General features: G+C 69.6%; 26 protein-coding genes. 15 read left to right on the top strand and 11 right to left on the bottom strand.

What is annotated here, in order from left to right; all coding sequences use genetic code 11:
- The first annotated feature begins 436 nt into the window (after positions 1–436).
- Genes INE98_RS14445 through dnaQ form a run of 5 tightly spaced genes read left to right on the top strand, consistent with a single transcriptional unit; the run spans position 437 to position 4,079 of the window.
- Positions 437–1,285, top strand: a complete 849-nt coding sequence (locus tag INE98_RS14445; protein ID WP_293539798.1) for a pyruvate, water dikinase regulatory protein — start codon at positions 437–439, stop codon at positions 1,283–1,285.
- A complete protein-coding gene (locus tag INE98_RS14440; RefSeq protein ID WP_293539797.1) occupies positions 1,282–1,881 on the top strand; it encodes a Maf family protein in 600 nt (199 codons plus the stop codon). The genes INE98_RS14445 and INE98_RS14440 overlap by 4 nt, the downstream gene beginning before the upstream one ends.
- The gene (locus INE98_RS14435) at positions 1,878–2,729 is read left to right on the top strand and encodes a shikimate dehydrogenase (RefSeq protein ID WP_293539796.1); all 852 of its coding nucleotides are present in this window, start codon (positions 1,878–1,880) and stop codon (positions 2,727–2,729) included. Before INE98_RS14440 ends, INE98_RS14435 begins: the two co-directional genes overlap by 4 nt.
- Positions 2,726–3,349 carry a dephospho-CoA kinase gene (gene coaE / locus INE98_RS14430; RefSeq protein WP_293539795.1) on the top strand — a complete coding sequence of 208 codons (624 nt, stop codon included), beginning with the start codon at positions 2,726–2,728 and terminating at the stop codon, positions 3,347–3,349. Before INE98_RS14435 ends, coaE begins: the two co-directional genes overlap by 4 nt.
- Before the next feature lie 31 nt (positions 3,350–3,380).
- Positions 3,381–4,079, top strand: a complete 699-nt coding sequence (gene dnaQ, locus INE98_RS14425) for a DNA polymerase III subunit epsilon (protein WP_293539794.1) — start codon at positions 3,381–3,383, stop codon at positions 4,077–4,079.
- A gap of 19 nt (positions 4,080–4,098) precedes the next feature.
- On the opposite strand, the gene secB is transcribed toward dnaQ, so the two are convergent.
- A complete protein-coding gene (gene secB / locus INE98_RS14420) occupies positions 4,099–4,599 on the bottom strand; it encodes a protein-export chaperone SecB (protein ID WP_293539793.1) in 501 nt (166 codons plus the stop codon).
- A 168-nt stretch (positions 4,600–4,767) separates the two neighbouring features.
- On the opposite strand from secB, the gene timA reads away from it, so the two are divergent.
- Genes timA through INE98_RS14405 form a run of 3 tightly spaced genes read left to right on the top strand, consistent with a single transcriptional unit; the run spans position 4,768 to position 7,062 of the window.
- Positions 4,768–5,388 carry a TIM44-related membrane protein TimA gene (gene timA / locus INE98_RS14415; protein WP_293539792.1) on the top strand — a complete coding sequence of 207 codons (621 nt, stop codon included), beginning with the start codon at positions 4,768–4,770 and terminating at the stop codon, positions 5,386–5,388.
- Between the two features lie 4 nt (positions 5,389–5,392).
- Positions 5,393–6,517 carry an MltA domain-containing protein gene (locus INE98_RS14410; RefSeq protein WP_293539791.1) on the top strand — a complete coding sequence of 375 codons (1,125 nt, stop codon included), beginning with the start codon at positions 5,393–5,395 and terminating at the stop codon, positions 6,515–6,517.
- Positions 6,514–7,062: a Smr/MutS family protein gene (locus tag INE98_RS14405; protein ID WP_293539790.1), complete on the top strand. Its 549-nt coding sequence runs from the start codon at positions 6,514–6,516 to the stop codon at positions 7,060–7,062. The genes INE98_RS14410 and INE98_RS14405 overlap by 4 nt, the downstream gene beginning before the upstream one ends.
- On the opposite strand, the gene INE98_RS14400 is transcribed toward INE98_RS14405, so the two are convergent.
- From INE98_RS14400 to nth, 8 genes are all read right to left on the bottom strand, one after another.
- A complete protein-coding gene (locus tag INE98_RS14400) occupies positions 7,019–8,266 on the bottom strand; it encodes a cation:dicarboxylase symporter family transporter (protein WP_293539789.1) in 1,248 nt (415 codons plus the stop codon). The two genes, INE98_RS14405 and INE98_RS14400, sit on opposite strands and share 44 nt — an antisense overlap.
- Positions 8,263–8,598 (bottom strand): phosphoribosyl-ATP diphosphatase, encoded by a 336-nt coding sequence (locus tag INE98_RS14395; protein WP_293539788.1) that lies wholly within the window; start codon positions 8,596–8,598, stop codon positions 8,263–8,265. Before INE98_RS14395 ends, INE98_RS14400 begins: the two co-directional genes overlap by 4 nt.
- On the bottom strand, positions 8,595–9,368 hold the full coding sequence (hisF, locus tag INE98_RS14390; RefSeq protein ID WP_293539787.1) for an imidazole glycerol phosphate synthase subunit HisF: 774 nt from the start codon (positions 9,366–9,368) through the stop codon (positions 8,595–8,597). The genes INE98_RS14395 and hisF overlap by 4 nt, the downstream gene beginning before the upstream one ends.
- 2 nt (positions 9,369–9,370) lie before the next feature.
- Positions 9,371–10,093 (bottom strand): 1-(5-phosphoribosyl)-5-[(5-phosphoribosylamino)methylideneamino]imidazole-4-carboxamide isomerase, encoded by a 723-nt coding sequence (gene hisA / locus INE98_RS14385; protein ID WP_293539786.1) that lies wholly within the window; start codon positions 10,091–10,093, stop codon positions 9,371–9,373.
- Positions 10,090–10,722: an imidazole glycerol phosphate synthase subunit HisH gene (gene hisH, locus INE98_RS14380; RefSeq protein ID WP_293539785.1), complete on the bottom strand. Its 633-nt coding sequence runs from the start codon at positions 10,720–10,722 to the stop codon at positions 10,090–10,092. The genes hisA and hisH overlap by 4 nt, the downstream gene beginning before the upstream one ends.
- A gap of 4 nt (positions 10,723–10,726) precedes the next feature.
- A complete protein-coding gene (gene hisB / locus INE98_RS14375; RefSeq protein ID WP_293539784.1) occupies positions 10,727–11,317 on the bottom strand; it encodes an imidazoleglycerol-phosphate dehydratase HisB in 591 nt (196 codons plus the stop codon).
- Positions 11,318–11,320: 3 nt separating this feature from the next.
- Complete coding sequence (locus INE98_RS14370) at positions 11,321–12,310, bottom strand: adenosine kinase (protein ID WP_293539783.1); 990 nt, start codon at positions 12,308–12,310, stop codon at positions 11,321–11,323.
- Positions 12,311–12,400: 90 nt separating this feature from the next.
- Entirely contained in the window at positions 12,401–13,081 is a 681-nt protein-coding gene (gene nth / locus INE98_RS14365; protein WP_293539782.1) for an endonuclease III, read from the bottom strand.
- 94 nt (positions 13,082–13,175) lie between these two features.
- Here nth and INE98_RS14360 point away from each other — a divergent pair, with 94 nt between their 5' ends.
- From INE98_RS14360 to INE98_RS14340, 5 genes are all read left to right on the top strand, one after another.
- Positions 13,176–14,318, top strand: coding sequence for a hypothetical protein (locus INE98_RS14360; protein WP_293539781.1), 1,143 nt, complete (start codon positions 13,176–13,178; stop codon positions 14,316–14,318).
- A gap of 13 nt (positions 14,319–14,331) precedes the next feature.
- Positions 14,332–14,781 (top strand): MarR family transcriptional regulator, encoded by a 450-nt coding sequence (locus tag INE98_RS14355; RefSeq protein ID WP_293539780.1) that lies wholly within the window; start codon positions 14,332–14,334, stop codon positions 14,779–14,781.
- An 81-nt stretch (positions 14,782–14,862) separates the two neighbouring features.
- On the top strand, positions 14,863–15,318 hold the full coding sequence (locus INE98_RS14350; RefSeq protein ID WP_293539779.1) for a MarR family transcriptional regulator: 456 nt from the start codon (positions 14,863–14,865) through the stop codon (positions 15,316–15,318).
- A 159-nt stretch (positions 15,319–15,477) separates the two neighbouring features.
- Positions 15,478–15,960: a DUF2244 domain-containing protein gene (locus tag INE98_RS14345; protein WP_293539778.1), complete on the top strand. Its 483-nt coding sequence runs from the start codon at positions 15,478–15,480 to the stop codon at positions 15,958–15,960.
- Positions 15,957–16,724, top strand: a complete 768-nt coding sequence (locus INE98_RS14340) for a HesA/MoeB/ThiF family protein (RefSeq protein WP_293539777.1) — start codon at positions 15,957–15,959, stop codon at positions 16,722–16,724. Before INE98_RS14345 ends, INE98_RS14340 begins: the two co-directional genes overlap by 4 nt.
- Here the strand turns inward: INE98_RS14340 and INE98_RS14335 are convergent.
- The gene (locus tag INE98_RS14335) at positions 16,706–18,304 is read right to left on the bottom strand and encodes an AbgT family transporter (protein WP_293539776.1); all 1,599 of its coding nucleotides are present in this window, start codon (positions 18,302–18,304) and stop codon (positions 16,706–16,708) included. The genes INE98_RS14340 and INE98_RS14335 overlap by 19 nt on opposite strands.
- Positions 18,305–18,422: 118 nt before the next feature.
- Positions 18,423–19,409, bottom strand: coding sequence for a D-glycerate dehydrogenase (locus INE98_RS14330; protein WP_293539775.1), 987 nt, complete (start codon positions 19,407–19,409; stop codon positions 18,423–18,425).
- An 80-nt stretch (positions 19,410–19,489) separates the two neighbouring features.
- On the opposite strand from INE98_RS14330, the gene INE98_RS14325 reads away from it, so the two are divergent.
- Both INE98_RS14325 and fabA read left to right on the top strand, forming a co-directional pair.
- Positions 19,490–20,044 (top strand): SH3 domain-containing protein, encoded by a 555-nt coding sequence (locus INE98_RS14325; RefSeq protein WP_293539774.1) that lies wholly within the window; start codon positions 19,490–19,492, stop codon positions 20,042–20,044.
- Between the two features lie 91 nt (positions 20,045–20,135).
- Positions 20,136–20,584 (top strand): 3-hydroxyacyl-[acyl-carrier-protein] dehydratase FabA (gene fabA, locus INE98_RS14320; protein ID WP_293539773.1); only part of this gene is annotated, 449 nt, incomplete at its 3' end.

The raw sequence follows: 20,584 nt of genomic DNA, 5'->3' as shown, positions 1-20,584 counted from the left end.
TTTCCCATCCTCTTTTCTTTTTTCCGAGTTTTGGAAGAAGTTGAGGCGGCGCAAAACGTGGGAAACCGGGCGCGGCGGCGACCGTTCACCCGGCCTCCCCATGCCCGTCAACAGGCCGTTCTTCTCCCTGTGGATTACAGGGACAATCAAGATATTGATAAAAAAGAGGAATTTAGACCATAGAGCGATCCCTTGGGGCATCTTGAACAGCCGTTTAACTTTTCATTAAGCCTGTGGAAAAAGAGGTCACAGGCGACCGGACCGGTGGACCAAACAGCCCTTTGGCGCCCGTTTTCCAGCCAGGCCGTCCCGCCTCGGCGGATCCAGGGCTTTTCTCCCCAAGACCGATGACTTGGGCTAAGAGGCGGTTGACAGCTTCATCCCCAGAAAAGACCCCTTCCTCCCGCCTGCGCCGCCGACCAGAGCCCTCTCCTGAATGACCTCCGCCTCGCGCTTCGCCACCTACTTCCACGTTCACCTCGTCTCGGATTCGACGGGAGAGACGTTGAACGCCATGGCGCGCGCGGTCTGCGCCCGGTTCGAGAACGTGCTTCCGATCGAGCACTATTACGCCCTTGTGCGATCTCCCAGACAGGTCGAGAGGGCTCTTGCTGAAATCGAGGACGCCCCGGGCGTCGTCATGCACACGATTGTCGACGATAGCCTCCGGACCGCCTTGGAGGAGGGCTGCCGACGCCTTGAAATGCCCTGTATCGCCGCCCTTGATCCCCTGGTCTCGTCCCTTTCGCGCTACCTCGGAGCGGTCCTGACCCGAAAGGTCGGCGTGCAGCATGTGCTCGACACGGACTACTTCAACCGGATGGACGCCCTCAACTTCGCGATAGGGCACGATGACGGCCAGGGCGGGCAGGAGCTTGACCAGGCCGATGTCGTCCTGGTCGGGGTGTCCAGAACCTCGAAGACTCCGACCTGCATCTATCTGGCCCATCGCGGCGTGAGGGCGGCCAACGTCCCGCTGGTGCCGGGGCGGGGCCCGCCTGAGAACCTCAGGAACCTGTCTTCGGCCCTGGTCGTCGGCCTCACCATATCGCCGGACCGCCTGATCCAGATCCGGCGGAACCGCCTCCTGTCCCTGAAGGAATCCCGGGATACCAGCTACACCGACATTGAAGCGGTCCGCGAGGAGGTGGTTCAGGCCAGGCGGCTTTATGAACGCCAGGGCTGGCCCGTGATCGATGTGACCCGTCGGTCCGTGGAAGAAACCGCCGCGGCGGTTTTGAACCTCCTCCAGTCGTCCCGGGCGGCGCCGGAGACCGCCACATGACCCCGCCTCCCGTGATCCTCGCCTCGAAAAGCGCGGCCCGCGCCGCTGTCCTGAAGGCCGCCGGCGTGCCCTTCGAGACGTGGGACGCCGGCGTCGACGAAGGCGCAGTGAAGGATGAGATGCTGTCCAGGGGCGCGGGCCCGGCGGAGGTGGCCGTCGCCCTGGCGCGCGAGAAGGCCCTGGCGGTCTCGCGGAGCCGCGCGGGTCTGGTGATCGGAGCGGACCAGACCCTCGACTTCCAGGGACGGCTTTATGACAAGCCCGGGACCCTGCAGTCTGCGGCCGAGAGGCTCAGGGCGATGCGGGGTCAGCCTCACGCCCTTCACTCCGCCGTGTCGGTGGCCCGCAGGGGCGAGGTCGTGTGGCAGACCCTTTCCAGCGCGGAACTCGACATGCGGGCGTTCAGCGACGCCTTCCTCGACGCGTATATCGCCCTGGAAGGACCGGATCTTCTCACCTCAGTCGGGGCTTACAGGCTGGAGGGGCGCGGCGTGCAGCTCTTCTCGGACATCCGCGGCGACTACTTCACCATCCTCGGCCTGCCACTGCCCGGCCTTCTCGCCTTCCTGCGGCAGGAGGGGGTGCTGCTGTCGTGACCCTCACCGCTGCAACCCGCCTGGCGGCCGTGGTGGGCCGCCCGATCCGGCACTCCCTGAGCCCGGTCCTGCACAACGCCTGGCTGGAGGCCGCCGGGCTCGACGGCGCCTATGTCGCCCTGTCCGTCTCGGAAGGCCGTTTCGGGGCCTTCGTGGACGCCCTCCGCGGAGGGTCCCTGACCGGGGTCAACGTCACCCTGCCGTTCAAGACCGAGGCGCTGGCGGCGGCGGATATCGCCTCGGAGAGGGCCCTGGCGGCCGGCGCGGCAAACCTCTTGCTTTTCGACCCCGATGGCCAGGTGCGGGCGGACAATACCGATGGCGAGGGCCTCCTGTACGCCTTTGCGCGCCAGGCGCCGGACTTCCGGCCGGATCATGGCCCACTGGTCATCTTCGGGGCGGGCGGCGCGGCGCGGGGTGCGGCGGCCGCCTTCCTGGCCGCAGGTTGCCCGGAGGTCCGGATCGTCAACCGGACGCGGTCCCGGGCCGAGGATCTCGCCAGCCTGTTCGGCCAGAAGGTCCGGGTGGGAGAGCCTGGTGACCGAAGCCTTCTGGAAGACGCCGCCGCCCTCGTGAACGCCAGTTCGGCAGGCCTCGCCGAGGGGGCGCCGCCGCCACAGGACCTTGGTTCGGCGCCGGCGCGCGCCGTAGCCATGGACATGACCTATCGTCCCCTGCGCACGGCCTTCCTGGCCGCCGCCGAAGGGCGGGGGCTGAGGACCGTGGACGGACTGGACATGCTGATCGGCCAGGCGATCCCCTCGTTTGAAGCCTTTTTCGGCCAGCCCCCGCCCGCCGGGGCCGATGTTCGAGGGCGGGTCCTGCGCATTCTGGGAGAGGCGACATGATCCATATCGGGCTGACAGGCTCCATCGGGATGGGCAAGTCCACCACCGCCCAGATGTTCCGGGACGCCGGCGTCCCGGTGTATGACGCCGATGCAGCGGTGGCGGCCCTTTACGTCCAGGGCGGGGCGGCGGTGGCGCCGCTCGAGGACGCCTTTCCCGGCGTGACCCGGGACGGGGCGGTGGACCGGGAGGCCCTGAGGCTCCGGGTCCTGGGAGACGACGAGGCGATGACGCGCCTGAACGCTGTCGTTCACCCCCTGCTGGGGCGCGACCGCGCCGAGTTCCTGAGGCAGGCCGAGGCGTCGGGGGCGGACGTCCTGGTGTTCGACATCCCCCTGCTCTTCGAGACCGGCGGCGAGCGCAACATGGACGCCGTCGTGGTCGTCACGGCGCCCAGCGATGTGCAGAGGGCCCGGGTCCTGGCCCGGGAGGGCATGACGCCCGAACGCCTCGCCGCCATCCTCGCCCGCCAGACGCCGGACGCCGACAAGCGCGCCCGGGCGGATTTCGTCATTGAGACCGGTCGGGGCCTCGAGCCCGCGCGGGCCGACGTCGCCAGGGTCCTCGCAGCGGTCCGGGACCCCGCCTTCCGGTCGCGCCGCCACCCGCCCGGCGATTGAAGCCGAGTTCAAAGCAGGGCATTCAGGCCGCATGCCCCGCGAGATCGTCCTGGACACAGAGACCACTGGCTTCGAGCCCCACCTCGGTCATCGCCTGGTGGAGATCGCCGCCCTGGAGATCGAGGACTTCCTGCCCACGGGCCGTAGCTTTCACGCCTATATCGACCCCGAGCGGGACATGCCCCCGGAGGCCGAGCGCGTTCATGGTCTCTCAGCCGAGTTCCTGAGGGGCAAGCCGCGCTTCGCCGACCCTGAGGTCGCCCACGCATTCCTGGATTTCGTGGGGGAGGCGCCGCTTGTCGCCCATAACGCCGCCTTCGACCGGGCCTTCGTCAACTGGGAGCTCGGCCTGGCCGGTCTTCCGGATCTCCCGGACGCGCGATGGGTGGACACCCTGGCCCTGGCCAGGCGCCGCTTTCCGGGAATGCAGAACTCCCTCGACGCCCTGTGCAAGCGCTTCCGGATCTCCCTCTCGGAGCGGGAGAAGCACGGCGCCCTGATCGACGCCCGGCTCCTGGCGGCGGTCTATCTGGAACTCAGCGGCGGCCGCGAGCGGGCGCTGGACCTGACCGTCACGTCGATGGCCGCCTCTGAAACCGTCCTTGCGGCGGGAGTTCGTGGTCCTCGCCCGCGCCCGCTCGCCTCCCGCTCCACAGACGCCGAGCGGTCGGCTCACGCCGAGTTCGTTCTGGGAACGGTCAAGTCGGAGCTCTGGAAAGCCTGGCTCTGAAACGGGCGGAGCGTTCGGCTCAGGCCGTGCCGACCGCCTGTCCCATGCCCTCGGCCTCGGCCTTGCGCGCCAGATAGACGGCGCCGAAGTCGATCGGGTCCAGCATGAAGGGGGGGAAGGAGCCGTCGGAGGTCACGTCCGCGATGATCCGACGGGCGAACGGGAACAGGAACCGGGGGCATTCCGCCAGGAGAACAGGCTCGAGGTTCTCCGCCGGGACGCCCTCGATGGAGAAGAGTCCGCCGTAGACGAGCTCCACCATGAAGACCGGGCCATCCTCGCGCGTCGCCCGGGCGGATAGCTTGAGATCCACCTCGAAAAGACCGTCTTCCCGGCCGCGCGCATTCATCTCCACGCCCATGTCGATCTGGGGCTGGGCGCCGCCCGAGCGCAGGCTGTCGGGCGCCCTGGGGTTTTCGAAGGACAGGTCGCGCACGAACTGGGCGAGAATCCGGATGCCCGGCTCTGTGGCCCCGGCTTCCGGGCTGGCGGCGGCGGGCAGGGAATCAACGTCTGACATCGGGGGCTCCTTCTGGACCTCGGACCGGTCGCAGGAGGCCCTTCAGCCGGCCCGGCTGGCTATCACGGGCCCGTTCCGTGCGCAATCTCGGCTCCGCCCCCTGACGCGCGAGGAATAAGCCTCTATATTGACCGCGAAAGCCATGACCCAACCGCCCGGACACCCGCCGTGCTCCAGCTAATCCTCCTCGCCCTCGTCGCCGCCGTCGCCCTCCTGCAGCTTTACGCCGTGCTGGGCCGCAGGATGGGCCGTCAGCCCGAAGAACGGGCCGCCCGGCCTGAGCCGGTCGCACCCGCGCCTCGCCCGCTCGCCCCGATCATCACAGAGCCCCTGCTCTCCGAGGACGCGCCCTCCGGGCTCTCCGCCGTGCGCGCCCGGGACCCGGGGTTCGACCCGCAGACCTTCCTCGCAAGCTCCCGGAACGCCTACCGGACCCTCGTGACGGCCTACGCCGCCGGCGACCGGGAGGCCCTGAGGCCGCTCCTGACGCCAGAGGTCATGTCCGCCTTCGAGTCCGGCATCGTCGCCCGGGAGGCCTCCGGGCAGGTGGAAAGCGTCGAGTTGCCCCATCCCCCCCGGTCCGACATCGAGGACGTGCAGATCGACGGCGACAAGGCCAGGATTTCGGTGCGGTTCCTCGGGGAGCTCGTGCAGACCATCAAGAGCCCCTCGGACACCGTGCCGCGGGTCTTCGACCGCCGCACCGCCGAACTCTGGACCTTCGAGCGCAATCTTTCGGAAAAGGACGGCGTCTGGCGTCTCGCCGCCGTCGACGTCGCTGAGGCCTGATCCCGTGCGGGCGCCCGGGCTGATCGCCCTGGCCGGGGTTCTGCTCCTCTCCGCCTGTGCGACCCCGGGTTCATCCCCGCCGTCATCGCGGGGTCCCGCCCCGCGGGACATGCCGGCGCCGGCGGCCCCGACCCCCCCGCCCGATGCGCCCGAAGGGCCGCGGGCCCCCCCGGTTGTCCCGCCCTCCCCCGTCTTCCTGCCCCTGTCCGACCTGCCCGGCTGGGACCAGGAGGATCATGTCGCCGCCTTTGAGGCCTGGCGGGCGAACTGCAGGGTCCGCCGCACGCCGGCCTTCGCCGCCGCCTGCCGGGACGCCATGAAGGTGGACCTTCTGGACGGCGCTGAGGCCCGCGCCTTCTTCGAGGACCGGTTCCAGGCAGAGCGTCTTCCCGGCGAGGGCGTGCTGACCGGATACTTCGCGCCCATCTACGAGGCCCGCTACGCGCCGGACGCGGAGTTTTCCGCCCCTCTCCGCCCCCGCCCCGCAGACCTGCCGCCCGAAGGCGGAGACTATCCGGACAGGGCGGCCATCGAAGGCGAGCCGGTCGCCAACGCCCTGGCCTGGCTTCGGCCGGAGGACAAGTTCTTCCTCCAGATCCAGGGCTCCGGAACCCTGGTCTTCCCCGAGGGCCCGTCGCAGAAGATTCTCTTTGCGGGGACGAACAGCCAGCCGTTCTTGGGCGTCGCCAACGCCATGCGTGAGCGAGGTCTCCTGGAGGCGGGCCAGACCTCGGCGGAGGGCATTCGCACCTGGCTGGCCGCGAACAGGGGCCCGGCGGCTGACGAGATCATGGCCCTCAACCGCCGCTACGTCTTCTTCCGGCTCGCCCCGGACGACGGCCTGCCGCCCAGCGGGGCCGCTGGCGTCCCCCTGCCGCCCGGCCGGGCGATCGCCGTCGACCTCTCCCTGCACACTGCGGGGGATCTCTACTGGATCGACGCCAACAGCCCCATCCTGGCCGGCGCGTTTCCGACCTACCGTCGCCTCGTCACCGCCCTGGATACCGGCGGCGCCATCCGGGGCCCGATCCGCGCCGATCTCTATCTCGGCGCCGGGCCGGAGGCCGGGCTAGAGGCGGGCCGGATCCGACACGTCCTTCGCCTCTACAGGCTGGCGCCCCGGCCGTGAGGCGGCCCCTGCACCCCGAGGAGCACCGGCTCTGGTCGCTGGTGGCGGCGACGGTTCACCCGCTACCCGGCCGTTCGCGGCCCGCGGCCGGGACCCCGCCGGTCGCTGCGGACGCCTTGCCCCCACCCGCGCCGGTCCGGCCGTCCCCTCCTGCGCGCGCCGGCTTCAATCCACCCGCCGCCCGCCCCGCCCAAACCAAGGTTCTCGAGCCTGTCCGGCGTCGCCGGATTTCCCGGGAGCGTGACCCGCTGGGCGCCCATATCGACCTGCACGGTCTGGGTCAGGATGTGGCGCGCGCGGAGCTGGAACGGTTCATTCTGGAGTGCTGGCGTGACGGCCTGCGATCCGTCCTGGTCATCACCGGCAAGGGACTAAGGGGAGACGGCGTTCTGCGGCGTCTCACGCCGGAGTGGCTCGCCGCGCCGCATCTTCAGGTCGCCGTGGCCGGGCTCTCCGAGGCGCATCGCAGGCACGGGGGCGAGGGAGCCCTCTATGTGGCGCTCAAGCGCCGTCCGCATCCCGCCATTTCGAAGCCCAGGCTGTGACGCCCACGTGCCCGGCGACGTTGCCGAGGGTGCGGGAGAAGTCCGGGAAGGTCTCCACGGCCAGAAGAAGGGGCAGGAGCTCCATCGGCAGCCCCATGCCCATGAAGATCGGAACGAGGGTCGTGAAGAAGGTCACAGAACTGGCGACGCCCACGGCGGCCAGGCTGACCAGGGCCGCGACGAGGATGCCCGCCATCATCTCGGCCGGTCCGATCGCAACGCCATAGAGATGGGCGACATAGATCGCCACCGCGAGGTTGCCCGCCGGGCTCGTGATCCTGAAGAGGGCGACGCCCATTGGCAGGATCAACCCCCGCACCCTCTCTGAAATTCCCAGACGCTCGCAGGCCGAGAGCATGACGGGCAGGCAGGCCAGCGAGGACTGGGTGGAAAGGGCCATGGCGCCCACGGGGGTCATGGCCTCAGCCAGAGCCCTGGGCGGGGTCCGGCCGCCGAACACCGCAGCGCCAATTCCCAGGGCTCCGGCCATCAGGCAGATGAGCGTGATGACCACGACATAGTGGCCCAGAAGCCCCACCGCCCCCACGCCCGTCCGGGCTCCGACGGTCAGGGCGAGGAGAAAGACGCCGGCCGGCGCCAGAACCAGGACCCAGCGGACGATGACCATCATCGCGGCCTGCACCCCGTCGAACACCAGCACCACAGCCTCCCGCCGCCGCTCGTCGAGGCGGGAAACCGCGAGGCCAAAGAGCAGGGCGAAGACCACGAGGGAGGCCATGGCGCCCTCCGCCGCCGCCTGGACCGGATTCGTAGGGATGAAGGCCTGAAGCCATTCTGACAGCGGGGGAGTCTCGGGAATTCCGGCCTCGCCGGCTGCGGCGGACGCCCGGAGGGCCATCGCCGCCTCGGCGGGAGCCGGCCAGACCGAGACCAGGGCGGGGGCGACCAGGGCGGTCAGGCTGGTCGCCGCGAGGAGCATGAGGGCGAAGACCACGAGGGCGCGACCGGCGAGGCCGCCGCGGCTTGCAGTCTGCGCGGCCCGGGCCATGCCGGTCACCAGAAGGGCGAAGACCAGCGGAACAATGGTCATGCGCAGGGCGTCGAGCCAGACGCCGCCAACCGCCTCCGCCGCCGCGACCACCTCGGGTTCCGCGGGCGCCTCCAGCGAATGGAGCGCCACGCCGGCCCCGAGCCCGGCGACCAGTCCCGTCAGGATCAGGGTGGCGGGCGACGGCGCCTTCACGGGGGGGAGAGGCTTCTGGAGGCCTTTTCCTGCAGGCCGGAGACGCCTTCGCGCGCTTCGAGCCGCGCCGCCACGGCGTCAGGAGACACGCCGGAGGCCGCGAGCAGGACCAAGAGGTGATAGAGGACATCGGCCGCTTCCGCCGCCAGGCCCTCCGTATCGCCCGATACGGCGGCCACCACCGCCTCGACGGCTTCCTCTCCGAGTTTCCGCGCCGCTCCCGGGGGCCCCTCGCTCAGGAGGCGGGCTGTCCAGGAGGATTCCGGGCTGGCCCCCCGCCGGGCCTCGATCACCGCCTCCAGCCGCGTGATCGCCTCGGCCAGCCGGCTCACGCCTCTGGCTCCACGCCCCGGACCGGAACGCCGGCCGCGGCCATGGCCGCCTTGACCTCCGCAATGGACACGGCGCCAAAGTGGAAGATGGACGCGGCGAGAACGGCGTCGGCCCCGCCCTCGGTGACGGCTTCGACCATGTGCCGGGCCTCCCCTGCGCCTCCAGAGGCGATGACCGGGACCTTGACGGCATTCGTGACCGCCCGCAACAGGCCCAGGTCGTAGCCCGAGCGCACGCCGTCGCGGTCCATGGAGGTCAGGAGGATTTCCCCGGCGCCGCGCTCCACCACGGCCTCCGCCCATGCGGCGGCGTCCAGTCCGGTGTCCCGCCGACCCCCATAGGTGAAGACCCTCCAGCCCCCCCCGGGGACCGACCGGGCGTCGATGGCGGCCACCACGGCCTGGGACCCGAAGGCGTCGGCGCATCGGGCGATCAGGTCAGGATCCTCAACAGCGGCGGTGTTGATGCTGATCTTGTCGGCGCCCGCCAGCAGGAGGGCCCGGGCGTCCTCCACCGTCCGCACCCCGCCCCCGACGGAGAGGGGCATGAAACAGACATCCGCCGTCCGGGCCACCACATCGAGGATCGCGCCCCGACCTTCGTGGCTGGCGGTGATGTCGAGAAACATCAGCTCGTCCGCTCCCGCCGCATCATAGGCGCGGGCCTGTTCCACCGGGTCGCCGGCGTCGCGCAGGGACACGAAGTTGACCCCCTTCACGACGCGTCCGTCCTTGACGTCCAGGCAGGGAATGACGCGGACCCGGAGCATGGTCAGGCCGAGGCCGCCAGGGCTTCCGCCGGAACTATGGCGCCGTTGTAGAGGGCGCGACCCAGCACGGCGCCGGCGACGGGCGCGCCCCGCCGCGCCTTGAGCCGGAGGATGTCCTCCACCGACGCCAGGCCGCCGGCGGCGATCACGGGAATGGCGACGGCGTCGGCGATGGCGCCGAAGGCCTCGACATTGAGGCCCATGACGGTCCCGTCGCGGTCGATGTCGGTGATGATCAGGGCGCCTACGCCCGCATCCTCGAACCGGCGGGCGACGGTGACCGCGTCCAGGTCGGTGTTCTCGGTCCATCCCTGGGTGGCGACCTTGCCCGCCCTTACGTCCACGCTGACCGCGATCTGCTCGGGCCACAGCCGCGCCGCCTCGATGACCATCTCCGGGCGGGTGACCGCGACAGTGCCGAGGATGACCCGGGAAACCCCCGCCTCGATCCACCGCTCCACGTCCTGGAGACTGCGGATGCCCCCGCCCAGCTGGACCGGCGTCGACACCGCCGCCAGGATGGCCTCCACCGCCTCGCCATTGACCGCCCGGCCCTCGACCGCCCCGTTGAGGTCGACCACGTGGATCCAGTGGAACCCAGCCTCCGCCCAGGTGCGCGCCTGGTCCGCCGGGGAGGTGTTGAAGACGGTGGCGGTGCCAAGGTCGCCGTGCAGGACCCGGACGCACTCGCCGTCCTTCAGGTCGATCGCCGGATAGAGGATCACGGTCGCCACTCCAGGAAACGCGACAGCAGGGAGATCCCCGCGGCCTGGGATTTTTCGGGATGGAACTGGACGCCGGCCAGGTTGCCCCGGACCACGGCGGCGGGGAACCGGCCGCCATGATCCGCGTGCGCCGCCACGTCCGCAGGGTCGTCGGGCCAGAAGGCGAAGGAGTGGGTGAAATACATGGGCGAGGCGCCGATCCCGGCGATCAGTTCGGGTCCGTGGGGATTGACCAGGTCGTTCCAGCCCATGTGGGGGACCTTGGCCGAGGGGTCCGCAGGCTGAAGCCGACGGACCTCGCCCGGGATCCAGCCAAGCCCCGGCGTGACGCCGAACTCCAGGCCGCGAGCCGCCATCAGCTGCATCCCCACGCAGATCCCGAGGAAGGGACGGCCTCGCAGGCGCACGGCCTCGTCGAGCGCCCCGCGGAGGCCCGGCCTGGCCTCGAGGGCCTCCATGCAGGCGGCGAAGGCGCCCACGCCGGGCAGGACGATCCTGTCCGCAGCTAGGACATCTTCCGGGGCGTGGGTCACGCAGATCTCCGTCCGGCCGCCGGCGGCCCGGATGAGCGCCTTTTCGGCCGAGCGCAGGTTTCCCGACCCGTAGTCGATCAGGGCGAGGCGGCTCATGCGGTCAGAGGGAACCCTTGGTGGACGGCGCCTGACCACCCGCTCGCGGGTCGATTTCCGCCGCCTCCCGCAAGGCCCGTCCCAGCGCCTTGAATCCGCTCTCCGCGATGTGATGCGAATTTGCTCCGTAGAGGGTCTCGAGATGAACGCACGCCCCGGCGTTGGTCGCGAAGGCGTGGTGGAACTCCTTGAAGAGCTCAGTGTCCATGTCGCCGACCTTGGGGGTGGGGAAGGCGGTCCGCCAGACCAGATAGGGGCGGTTCGAGAGGTCGATGGCGCAGCGGGTCAGGGTCTCGTCCATCGGGATGACCGCGAGGCCGAACCGGCGAATGCCCCTGAAATCTCCCAGGGCCTGCCGCACGGCCTGTCCCAGGACGATGCCGACATCCTCCACGGTATGGTGGAAGTCGATGTGAAGGTCACCCTTGGCCTGGATGTCGAGATCCAGCGAGCCGTGACGCCCGAGAGAGTCCAGCATGTGATCGAGGAAGCCGATGCCGGTGCTGATCCGGGTCGCGCCTTCCCCGTCCAGGTTGACCCGGATCGCAATCCTGGTCTCGCGGGTCTCGCGGACCACTTCGCCTGTGCGCGCCATGGGCTAGAGTCCTTCCCGGGCCGCCAGATCCCGCAAGGAAGCCTGCGGCCGCGGTCCATAGTGAGAGATCACCTCGGCCGCCGCCAGGGCTCCCAGGCGGCCGCAGACTTCCAGCGGACGCCCCCTGACAAGACCGTACATCACACCGGCTGCGTATTGGTCGCCGGCGCCCGTCGTGTCCACGACTTTTTCCACCGGGACCGCCGGAATCGAGAGGACGTCGCCATCGGAGAGGAGGAGCGACCCCTTCTCGCTTCGGGTCACCGCCGCCAGCCGGGTCCGCTGGCGAAGGCCGTCGAGGGCCACCGCAAGATCTTCCGTCTCGAACAGGGCGAGGGCCTCGGCCTCGTTGGCGAAGAGAAGGTCGACCTGAGACGTGATGAAGCCAAGCAAGGCGGCCCTGTGGCGCTCGACCACGAAACCGTCGGACAGGGTCAGGGCGATCATCCGGCCCGCCGCCCGGGCGAGCCCCGCGGCCTTGGCGAAGGCCCGGCGGGCGGGCTCGGCGTCGAACAGGTAGCCTTCCAGATAGACGATCCCGGATCGCTCGATCACCGCCGGATCGATGTCTTCATCCCGGAACTCCACCGAGGCCCCGAGGAAGGTGCACATGGTGCGCTGGCCATCCGGCGTGACGTTCACGAGACACCTGGCGGTGGCGGGTCCGCCCACCAGGGCCTGGCTCGGAAAGTGTGTTCCCATGGCCCTGAGGTCATGGGCGAAGACCTCTCCCAGCTGGTCGTTGGCGACCTTGCCGAGGAAGGCTGTCCTGACCCCCAGGCTCGCCAGCCCGGCCACGGTGTTGGCGGCGGATCCGCCCGAGGTCTCCACCCCGGGCGCCATGCGGTCATAGAGCTGGCGGCCCCTCGCCTCGTCCACCAGGGTCATGGCCCCGCGCGTCAGACCCTCGGACACGATGAAGGCTTCATCCGCGGGTGCGATGACATCGACAATGGCGTTGCCGATTGCGGCGACGTCGAAGAGTTCGTTCATGGGGGTCTCCCGGCGCCAGGCGGAGCGGGCGTTAGCTACAGCCAAAGGCGGTTATGGGCAATGAGGTCCGCCCCGGCCCCCGGCGTCGCCCTATGCGCCCAGTTCGCCGGAGGGGCAAAGGTCTGCGACCGGACACGCCTGACATTTGGGCCGGCGGGCCAGGCAGACATATCTCCCGTGCAGGATGAGCCAGTGGTGGGCGCGGGTGCGCCAGGGGCCGGGCACCACGGTCATCAGCTCCTGCTCGACCTGGTCCGGGGTCTTGCCCCGGGAGAGCCCGAGGCGGTGCGCGACCCTGAACACATGGGTGTCCACGGCGATCGCGGGCTCGACGCCCAGTTCGTTCAGGACCACGCTGGAGGTCTTGCGGCCCACGCCCGGGAGGGCCTGCAGCGCCGCCCGATCCAGGGGCACCTCTCCCCCGTACCGGTCGACCAGGATACGCGCGGCGGCGACCAGGTTCTTCGCCTTGGTGCGGAAGAGGCCGATGGAGGCGATGTAGGGGATCACCCCCTCCTCCCCCAGCGCAAGGATCGCCTGCGGAGTGTCGGCCACCGCAAAGAGCCGCGCCGTCGCCTTGTTCACCGAGACATCCGTCGCCTGGGCGGACAGGGCGACGGCGGCCAGCAGGGTGTAGGGGCTTGTATAGGCCAGCTCGGTTCGCGGATCGGCCTCGGCCGCCTCGAAGCGTTCGAAGAGGGCCTGGATCCGGGCGCGCTCGGCAGGGGACCTGCGCGACCCTCTGGCCCGACGTGCCGGGGGTTTCGCCATGCCTCATCATCGTCTCCGCCGGCCGAAGTGACAACGGCTTGCATTTCGCTTAGGTCTAAGCAATATAGTTGAGGACTAAGCAAGAGGTTTCCCCGTGCCAACCCGCCGCCACATCCTCGAGGTGCTCTCCGCCGCGCCGATCCTGGCCACCGCCGGATGCGTGTCACCCGCCCCCGGACCAGATCCCTTCGCCGCCTGGAGAAACCCGGGCCAGGGAGAAACCGACCCAAGACGCTTTGTCCTCGCGCACGGCCTTCTGGCCCCGAACCCGCACAATCGCCAGTCCTGGCTCATCCGCCTCGAAGGCCCGGACGCGATGAGCCTCTACATCGACCGGGCGCGTCTGCTTCCGGAGACGGACCCCTTCGGACGCCAGATCGTCCTGGGCTGTGGCGCCTTCCTCGAAATGCTGGCGCTGTCCGCGCCGCGGATCGGACAAGTGGCGGACATCCAGGCCTGGCCGGAAGGCGCTCCGGAGGGCGCGCTGGACGATCGCCCCTTCGCCCGCGTGACCCTGAGGCCGGTTCCTGGCGTCGCGCCTGGCCCGCTGTTCGAGCAGATCGCTAAACGCCGGACCGAGAAGACGCCGTTCGTCCCGACGCCCCCGTCGGACGCCGCGGCGGCCGCCGTCCTGAAGGCGGCCCAGGCGCCCGGGCTGATCGCTGGTGAAACCCGGGAGGCCGGCCTCCGGCGCAGCCTCATTGACGCCTGCTGGGAAGGCTGGCGGATCGAGACCGGGACCAAGCGCACACACATGGAATCCGTCAACCTCATCCGGATCGGAAAGGCCGAAGTGGCGCGCAATCCCGACGGCATCGACCTGTCTGGCGGAATGATCGACGTCATGGCCCGGGCGGGTCTGTTGACGCGCAAGGCCCTCGCCGACCCCAACTCCACCGCCAGCAAGTCCAGCATGGACATGTTCCGGAAGACGATCGAGGCCACGCCGGCCTTTTTCTGGATCCGCTCGGAGACCGCGGATCGGTCGGCCCAGCTGGCCGCTGGCCGAGCCTATGCCCGGGCCCAGCTCGCCGCCGGGACTCAGGGGCTGGCCATGCACCCCTGGAGCATGACCCTCCAGGAGTTCCCGGAAATGGCCGGGCTCTATGCAAAGGTCCAGTCCCTCCTCGGGGCGAGCCCCGAGGCGCCTGTTCAGATGCTCGCCCGGTTCGGCGCCGCCCCGTCGCCGAGCGAGCCGTCGCCCAGGCGCAGGCTTGACGATCTGATCCGCGTGTGACGACTCCGGAGGCATGAGCCAGAGAGACCCAGACCTGAGCGCCTTCTTCACCGACATCGCGATCATCGACCAGCTGATCGACGCGCTCCGGTCGAGACGACTGCCCCCGGGCCTGTCCCTGGCCGGCTTCGGGGTCATGAATCACATGGTGCGGACGGGCCATGAGACCACCTCGCCGGCGGCTCTGGCCCGCGCCCTTCAGGTGACGCGCGGCGCGATCACCGGTGTCCTCCACAAGCTCGAGGCCGAGGGTTTCGTAACCCTGGAGCCGGATCCAGACGACGGACGGGGCAAGAAGGTGAGGATCACTCCGGCCGGCTTCGCCGCCCGCCAGGCCGCTATCGACGCCTTGGAACCCCTCGTCGTCCGCTTCGAGCGCGAGATGGATCTCGAGGCGATCCGTCGGATGCATCCCGAGATTCGCAGAATCCGCGAGTACCTGGACAACAACCGGGACGTGTAACGCCTTGCCCGTTGCCGTCCTCGGGGTTTCCGTCTAACAGCGGACTTGCGTCCTGTCGGCGGCGCCCCTGAGTCACGTCGGATGACCACGCCCTCACGGCATCCCGTCGCCTTCGACTTCTTCCTTGAAGTCGCCGTCATCGATCAGCTTGTCAGCACGGAGATGGAACGGGTTCTCCCGGAAGGGCTGACCATGTCCAGCTTCAGCCTCCTCAATCACCTGACCACCAGGGGGGGCTCCGACTCTCCGGCCCGGCTGGCCCTCGCCCTTCAGGTCACGAAGGGGGCCGTGACGGCCCTTCTGAAGCGCCTTGAGGCCCGCCGCCTCATCCACATGTCCGCCAACCCCAGGGACGGACGGGCCAAGATCGTCACCCTCACAGAGGAGGGTCGGCGGAGGCGAGACGACGCGATCGCCGCCCTGGATCCCCTTCTGGAGGCCTTCCTCGTCGACTTTTCCGAGACCGATCTGGCCAACGCCCTGCCCCTGCTTCGCCGGGTGCGGCTGCATCTCAACAGGCGCCGGAGGGGCCTCTGAGGCCTTTCCCGCCGCTCTGTCCCGGGTTAGACCCTTCTGATCTCGGCGGCGACGGTTCCGTCTCGGGACAGGCGTCCATCGTCGGAGAAGCAAGGGCCTGATCATGTCCGCGCGTTGCCCGGTTCCGAGCCAAGCGCCCGCCAGGAGAGGCCCGGCCCGATGAGCGAGATTGAGCTCCTGAATGTCGAAATCCGGCCGCACAGATCCCTTTCAGACCGCGGCTTCATCATCCTGATCTCCTTCGTCACGGCCATCAACTGCATCGCCGGAGCCGTCTTCCTCTCCATGGGCGCCACCCTGGTGCCCTTCTTCCTGGCCCTCGATGTCGTCGCCGTGCTTGTCGCCTTCGCCGTCAGCTATGCATCCGCCCGTCGCATAGAGCGGGTCGTCATCACCGAGAGCCTCGTCCGCCTGACCGAGGAGACGCCTCACCGCCGCGTGCTCATCTGGGAAGGCCCCACCGCGTTCACGCGCCTCGCGGCGGAGGCGGAGGCCGACCGCCTGGTGACCCTCAGCCTGACGGTGTCCGGCAAGGAGGCCAGGATCGGAAAGACCCTGGGCCCCAAGGCCCTCGAAGACCTTCGACGACAGCTCGACGCCGCGCTCCAGCAGGCCCGCCGGCCCCGGACCCTGGCCTGGTGACCAACCAGCGCCCCTTCAGCGACGACGAGGTCGAACGCTACGCCCGCCACCTCGTCCTGCGCGAGATCGGGGGGCCCGGCCAGCAGAGGCTGAAGGCTGCGCGCATCCTGATTGTCGGCATGGGAGGGCTGGGCAACCCTGCGGCTCTTTACCTTGCGGCGGCCGGGATCGGGGGGCTTGTCGTGGCCGATCCCGACAAGGTCGAGATTTCCAATCTCCAGCGCCAGGTGCTGTTCTCGTCAGCCGACAGGGGACGCTCCAAGGTGGACGCGGGTCTGCGGCGACTCACCGACCTCAACCCCCATGTAGAGACCCAGGCTCTTCGGCTGGCGGTCAACGCCGGGAACGCCGCAACCCTGGTCGAGGGTTTCGACCTGGTGCTTGACGGCACTGACGACTTCGCGACCCGGCTGGCCGTGAGCGACGCCTGCGTCGCCGCAGGCGTTCCGCTCGTCTCCGGCGCCATAGGCCGCTGGACCGGTCAGGTCGCGGTCTTCCCGGGTCGACCCTGCTATCGCTGTCTGGTGCCGGATGTCCCTCCGGAGGTCGAGACCTGCCAGGCCGTCGGCGTAGTCGGGGCTCTGGCCGGCGTGATCGGATCCATGATGGCCCTGGAGGCCGTCAAGCTGATCACCGGGGCGGGCGATCCCGTTGTCGGCCGGCTGCTGATCTACGATGCGCTCGCCGCCGAGACGCGCACGGTCCGGATCACGCCCGACCCCGCCTGTCCGGCCTGCGGCGCGGATCAGCCCGGCGGCGTATAGCTGACGCTCGCCCCGGGCCCCAGGGGCCAGTCGAACACCACCCAGAGCCCCGTCATGAGGCCCCCGGCGACCATGAAGGCCAGGGCGTAGGGCAGCATCAGCGCCAGGAGGGACCCCACCCCCACCGAAGCATCCCAGCGGCGGCAGAAACCCAGGATCAGCGGGAAGTAGGCCATCAGCGGGGTCATGATGTTGGTGAAGCTGTCCCCCATCCGGTAGGCCGCCGTCGTCATCTCCGGGCTGATCCCGAGGAGCATGAACATCGGCACGACCACGGGCGCCAGGGCGCTCCACTTGGCGGTGGCCGAGCCGATGAAGAGGTCGAGGAAGGACGAGAACCCCAGCACGCCGAGAAGCAGCGCCGGCGCCGGCAGGTCGAGCACCTCCAGGATGTGAGCGCCGTTGATGGCGGCGATGGGCCCCAGCCGCGACCAGTTGAACATGGCCACGAAGTGGGCGGCGAAGAAGGCGAAGACCAGGTAGGGCGCCATGGCTCGGATGCCATCGGTCATCATGGCGAAGACCTCCCGGTGCGACCGGATGATCCCGGTTGCGGTCCCGAAGGCCATGCCCGTCGCGAGGAAGAGCACAAGGAAGCCCGCGATCAGGGCGGTGTAGAAGGGCTGTAGGGCCGCCGGCCCGACCTTGCTCTCGTCGACCAGGGGCGTGAAGCCCGGCCAGAGGGCCAGGGCGACGAAGCCCGCGACGACGACGAGGGCGGCGAGACCGGCGCGGCGCAGGCCCTTCCGCTCAGCCTCTGTGGGCGCCGACTGGGCCAGCTCGGCGGTCAGGTCAGCGTCCGGCTCGCCCTGCCAGGGTCCGAGGCGGGGCTCGATGATCCGGTCGGTCACGAACCAGATCAGCGGGGTGAAGACGCCGACAATGGCCAGGATGAACCACCAGTTCCCCAGGGGGTTGAGGGTCCACGTCGGATCGATGATGCGCGCCGCTTCCTGCGTGAAGCTGAACAGGACGATATCGATCTGGCCGGGCGTGATGTTGCCCGCAAAGCCTCCGGAGACTGCGGCGAAGGCGGCGGCCAGCCCGGCCAGGGGGTGACGTCCGACGGCGGCGTAGAGCAAGGCGGCCAGCGGGATGAAGACCAGGTAGGCGGCGTCCGAGGCATGGTGCGAGACCATGCCGATCAGGGCCACGATCGGGGTCAGCCACCGGCGGTCGGCGCCCCGGAGGCTGGCTCGGATCAGCGCGCTGAAGAAGCCGGAGCGTTCGGCGACGGCGGCGCCGTACATGACGGTCAGGGCCACGCCGAGGGGGGCGAAGCCCGTGAGGGTCTTCGCCGTCTCGGTGAAGAGCCTTTCCAGGTTCTCCTCAGACAGGAGGCTTTCGGCCCGGAACACCAGCCGCCCATCCTCCAGCTCGCCCCAGGTCGGAGGCGTCTCGCCTCGGAAGGGGAGGGAGGCGGTCCATCCGAGCATCGCCCCGAGGGTCGACAGAATGAAGAGGCCCCCGATCAGCCAGACGAAGATCATCACCGGTTCCGGGAGCCGGTTGCCAATTCGCTCGACCAGGTCCAGCAGGGAGCGCCGCGGCGCAGGAGGAAGGGCGTCAGGGGCGGCCAAGGGGGGTCTCCGATCCTTCGGTCTGGAACCCGGCGGCGTGGCGCCGCCCGGCGGAGGGGTCAAGGGGCGACCCGGGGGGAGGTAGGCGCCGCCGCGAGGGGTTCAACCCGGCGGGCCTTCAGAGCATGGAGGGCAGAACCCGGTCCGGCGGGCGGTGCCCGTCCATCCAGGTCCGGATGTTGATGAGGACCTTCTCGCCCATCTCGGTGCGCGCCTCGACGGTGGCGGAGCCCAGATGCGGCAGAAGCACAGCGTTGTTCAGGCCCAGCAGCTTGGGGTTCACGGCTGGCTCGAATTCGAAAACGTCGAGTCCCGCTCCGGCGATGCCGCCCGAGGCCAGAAGGTCCGCCAGGGCCGACTCGTCGATGATCTCGCCGCGGGCGGTGTTCACCAGGATGGCGTGGGCCGGCATCAGCTTCAGTCGCCGCGCCGACAACAGGTGATAGGTGGCTGGCGTGTGCGGGCAGTTGACCGAGATGATGTCCATCCGGGCCAGCATCTGGTCGAGGCTTTCCCAGTAGGTGGCCTCGAGCTCCTCTGCGATCCGCGGACTGACCGGCGCGCGGTTGTGGTAGTGGATCTGCATGCCGAAGGCGCGGGCCCGGCGGGCCACCGCCTGGCCGATCCGGCCCATGCCGATGACCCCCAGCCGCTTCCCGGACAGCCGCCGCCCCAGCATCCAGGTCGGCGCCCAGCCCCGGAACTCCCCGGCCTCGATGGACCGGGCGCCCTCCACGATCCGGCGGGACACCGCCATCATCAGGGCCAGGGTCAGGTCCGCGGTGTCCTCGGTGAGCACCCCCGGCGTATTGGTGACCGTCACGCCCCGGGCGGCGGCGGCGGCGACGTCGATATGGTCCACCCCGGCCCCGAAGTTGGCGATGAGCTTGAGCCGCTCGCCGGCCGCCTCGATGACGTCGGCGTCGATCCTGTCGGTAATCGTCGGGGCCAGGACGTCGCAGCGGCCCACAGCGTCGATCAGGGCCTCCCGGCTCAGGGGCTCGTCTGAGAGGTTCAGTTCGGTGTCGAACAGCTCGCGCAGACGGGTCTCGACGGCGTCCGGGAGCCTGCGGGTCACAATCACTTTCGGCTTGCGCGTCGGCATCGGCGGCGGGGTCCCGAATTTCAGCGTCCGGCGAAACGGCGCTCTGGCGCCTTCGTTGCGGAACCTCTAGCAAAGAGGGCATGAACGGCCAAGTTGAGCCTTCCTGTCTTTGGTCCCGAGACCTCGCCGTCGCGCTCCTGGCGGCGTTTTTCGCCCTGTTGATTCCCGCCGCCGCCGTGGCGCAGGCGGCGCGCGTCACGCCTTCGGGACTGCCCGTCCCGCGCTATGTCACGCTGAAGTTCGGCTCCGTGAACGCCCGGGCGGGTCCCGGAGACGACTATCGCGCCCTGTGGGTGTACCAGGTGCGCGGCCTTCCGGTTCAGGTGATCGCGGAGTCCTCGGAGTGGCGCCGGATCTGTGATCCTGACCGCGGGGTGGCCTGGGTCCACATGCGCACGACCGACGGCCGCCGGAACGTGATGCGCGCGGCGACGCCCGCCCTGCCGGTGAAGGCGGCGCCTCGCGACGATTCCCGGACCATCGCCCTCCTGCAGCCCCGCGCCCTCGCCGCTCTTCAGAGGTGCGAAGCCGCCTGGTGCCGCATCAAGGCGGACGGCGTGACGGGCTGGGTCCCGGCTGCGGCGGTGTGGGGCGCCGACGATCGCCCCCAATGCGTTCCGCCCCCCGCCCGTTGAGCGGCCTCTCCGCCTCTGATAGAGCGGAGTCTTCCCGGCCGGAGCATTGCGCCGTCGGGGCTGTCATCTGCAATCCGCAGAAGGGTGATCCATGATTCCCGGCGCCAAGGCCAAGGACCATTACTCCAGAGAGGAACTCCTGGCCTGTGGTCGGGGGGAGATGTTCGGTCCGGGCAACGCCCAGCTTCCGGTCCCGCCGATGCTGATGTTCGACCGCATCACCCACATCACCGAAGAGGGTGGCGCCTACGGCAAGGGCCACGTGGTGGCCGAGCTCGATATCCGTCCGGACCTCTGGTTTTTTGACTGCCACTTCATCAACGATCCGGTGATGCCGGGCTGCCTGGGCCTTGACGCCATGTGGCAGCTGGTCGGCTATTTCCTGGGCTGGTCGGGAGCGCCCGGAAAGGGCCGGGCCCTCGGCGTCGGCGAGGTCCGCTTCACGGGTCAGGTCACGCCGAAGGTCAAGCAGGTCGTCTACCGCATCGACCTCAAGCGGGTGATCATGCGCCGGCTCGTTCTTGGCATCGGCGACGGCGT

This window comes from Phenylobacterium sp. (genome assembly GCF_020253645.1).
GTDB lineage: Bacteria > Pseudomonadota > Alphaproteobacteria > Caulobacterales > Caulobacteraceae > Phenylobacterium.
The sequence above is the reverse complement of the archived record's forward strand: the minus strand, read 5'-3'. Positions and strand labels throughout refer to the sequence as shown.

Bases quoted from the DNA above. Each gene is read 5' to 3' on its own strand.
- INE98_RS14445 (WP_293539798.1), top strand. From the start codon at position 437: ATGACCTCCGCCTCGCGCTTCGCCACCTACTTCCACGTTCACCTCGTC.
- INE98_RS14440 (WP_293539797.1), top strand. From the start codon at position 1,282: ATGACCCCGCCTCCCGTGATCCTCGCCTCGAAAAGCGCGGCCCGCGCC.
- coaE (WP_293539795.1), top strand. From the start codon at position 2,726: ATGATCCATATCGGGCTGACAGGCTCCATCGGGATGGGCAAGTCCACC.
- dnaQ (WP_293539794.1), top strand. From the start codon at position 3,381: ATGCCCCGCGAGATCGTCCTGGACACAGAGACCACTGGCTTCGAGCCC.
- secB (WP_293539793.1), bottom strand. From the start codon at position 4,599: ATGTCAGACGTTGATTCCCTGCCCGCCGCCGCCAGCCCGGAAGCCGGG.
- hisF (WP_293539787.1), bottom strand. From the start codon at position 9,368: ATGCTCCGGGTCCGCGTCATTCCCTGCCTGGACGTCAAGGACGGACGC.
- hisH (WP_293539785.1), bottom strand. From the start codon at position 10,722: ATGAGCCGCCTCGCCCTGATCGACTACGGGTCGGGAAACCTGCGCTCG.
- hisB (WP_293539784.1), bottom strand. From the start codon at position 11,317: ATGGCGCGCACAGGCGAAGTGGTCCGCGAGACCCGCGAGACCAGGATT.
- INE98_RS14370 (WP_293539783.1), bottom strand. From the start codon at position 12,310: ATGAACGAACTCTTCGACGTCGCCGCAATCGGCAACGCCATTGTCGAT.
- nth (WP_293539782.1), bottom strand. From the start codon at position 13,081: ATGGCGAAACCCCCGGCACGTCGGGCCAGAGGGTCGCGCAGGTCCCCT.
- INE98_RS14355 (WP_293539780.1), top strand. From the start codon at position 14,332: ATGAGCCAGAGAGACCCAGACCTGAGCGCCTTCTTCACCGACATCGCG.
- INE98_RS14350 (WP_293539779.1), top strand. From the start codon at position 14,863: ATGACCACGCCCTCACGGCATCCCGTCGCCTTCGACTTCTTCCTTGAA.
- INE98_RS14345 (WP_293539778.1), top strand. From the start codon at position 15,478: ATGAGCGAGATTGAGCTCCTGAATGTCGAAATCCGGCCGCACAGATCC.
- INE98_RS14330 (WP_293539775.1), bottom strand. From the start codon at position 19,409: ATGCCGACGCGCAAGCCGAAAGTGATTGTGACCCGCAGGCTCCCGGAC.
- INE98_RS14325 (WP_293539774.1), top strand. From the start codon at position 19,490: ATGAACGGCCAAGTTGAGCCTTCCTGTCTTTGGTCCCGAGACCTCGCC.